Origin of the sequence: Enhygromyxa salina, from assembly GCF_002994615.1 — a bacterium.
Lineage (GTDB): Bacteria > Myxococcota_A > Polyangia > Nannocystales > Nannocystaceae > Plesiocystis > Plesiocystis salina_A.
Genome location: NZ_PVNK01000202.1, coordinates 1 through 1604, shown reverse-complemented (window position 1 = coordinate 1604; position 1604 = coordinate 1). Strand labels below are relative to the sequence as shown.

The following is a 1604-nucleotide window of genomic DNA, read 5'->3' as shown; positions in this document are numbered from 1 at the left end:
GGCAGCGGCTCGACCGGGGGCGTGGTGGTGGGCGCGGGCCGAGGAGGCTGCGGCAGTGGTGGCGCAGCCGGAGCCAGTGAGGGTGATCGTCGCGCCCCCGGTCGAGCCGCTGCCCGAGGACGTGGCCGAGGACGTGGCCAAAGAGGCGGCCGAGGGGGCGGTCGAGCCGCTGGTCGAGGACGTGGCCGAGGGGGTGGATGGCGACGCCTGGGTCGACCCCACGCCGACCCCGCCATCGCCTGGTGTCGTCGAGATCGGACCCGCGGAGGTGAAAATTCGGCCCGCGCATGCGACCCAGTTTTGCAAGACCACGCGCGCCAAGGCGAACGCGGCGCTCAAACATGGGAAGTGGAGAAAACTCGAGAGCCTCACTCGAGAGAGCTCGTGCTGGAAGGCCTCATGGGAGGCCAGGGTCCTGCGCATGAACGCGATGTTCGAGCTTGGCCGGTTGACCGAATGCAGGAGGCTTGGCGAAGGCAAGGACCACGAGGAGATCAAGAAATGGGTAAAGGTATGTTCATATCCGGGCTGACCCGGCGAGTGTGCGCTGCGCTTGTCTTCGTGGCGGTCGCAGCGGGGGGCGGCAGTGTGCTCGCGGCCGCGCCACCCGAGCCGGATGGTGTGTTTGAAGTCGAGCTGACGGTCGACACATCTCGGCTCATGCCCGAGGCCCAGGCCCGGGTCCAGCAGCAGCTCGAGGACAAGATCATTGCCGGGCTCCGCCTGGAGGGCATTCGCGTCGTCAGCCAGCACGGCGACGGGATCCTCGAGGCTCGGATCGACATGACCAACGTCGATCTGAGGGAGTACACGATCGGCCTCGACCTCGTGCTCGACGGTGAGCGAGAGGCGCTGATCCATGAACTGAAGTGCCGGCCGTGCTCCGAGGCGGGGGTCGTCCAGCAGACCGTCGCGTTGCTCCCCGCGGCGGCTCGGCGGCTCGAGGCGGTGCGTGTGGTGCCGGAGCCTGTGGTCGAGGCGAAGGAGCCGGAGCGGGCCGGCTCGGAGGAGAACGAGTTGGGGCCCCTCGGCATCACCGGTGCGGCGACGGTCGGTGGGGGGGTCTTGACGATCGTCGCCGGCGGGGTGCTCATGGGGACGACGCCGCTCGGGGACCCGACGAACGTTGACTATGTCGACGTACGGGGGCCTGGAACCGCGCTGCTGGCGGTTGGGACGGCGGCCACGCTGCTCGGGGCGACCGCCCTGGTCCTGGATCTGGTGGTGCTCGCTCGACGCCGTGGGGAGCGTGACAAGCGGGTGGATGTGACGCCGAGTTTTTCAGCAACGGGCGCGGGGCTGCGCCTGAGTGGGAGGTTTTGAGATGGATGCTTTGTCGAGGATGAGCTTGATGGTCGCGGTGGTGCCCGCGCTCTTGCTCGCTTGCGCGCAGTGGGTGCCGAACGAAGAGTACTGCTGGTACGCCGACGGCGACGCGAGCTGTGCGGAGATCTATCCGGATGGGAGTCGGCCGTTTTGCCGGAATGTTTCTTGCTCTGAGGAGGAACCTGCGGATTACGGGTGCGTGGCGGTTAAGCCGGAAGAATCGGATTGCTACAGTCCTTGCGGGGGTGGGATGTCGGCCGAGATGTGCGGTATGGCGG

1 protein-coding gene and 1 pseudogene are annotated in these 1604 nt (G+C 67.6%); both read left to right on the top strand.

Annotation, left to right across the window (positions count from 1 at the left end; all coding sequences use genetic code 11):
- Nucleotides 1–532 (top strand): annotated as a pseudogene (locus tag ENSA5_RS38115) (hypothetical protein); the annotation flags it as partial.
- Nucleotides 533–660: 128 nt separating this feature from the next.
- Entirely contained in the window at nucleotides 661–1323 is a 663-nt protein-coding gene (locus ENSA5_RS38110) for a hypothetical protein (RefSeq protein ID WP_181198060.1), read from the top strand.
- The last annotated feature ends 281 nt before the right edge of the window (nucleotides 1324–1604 follow it).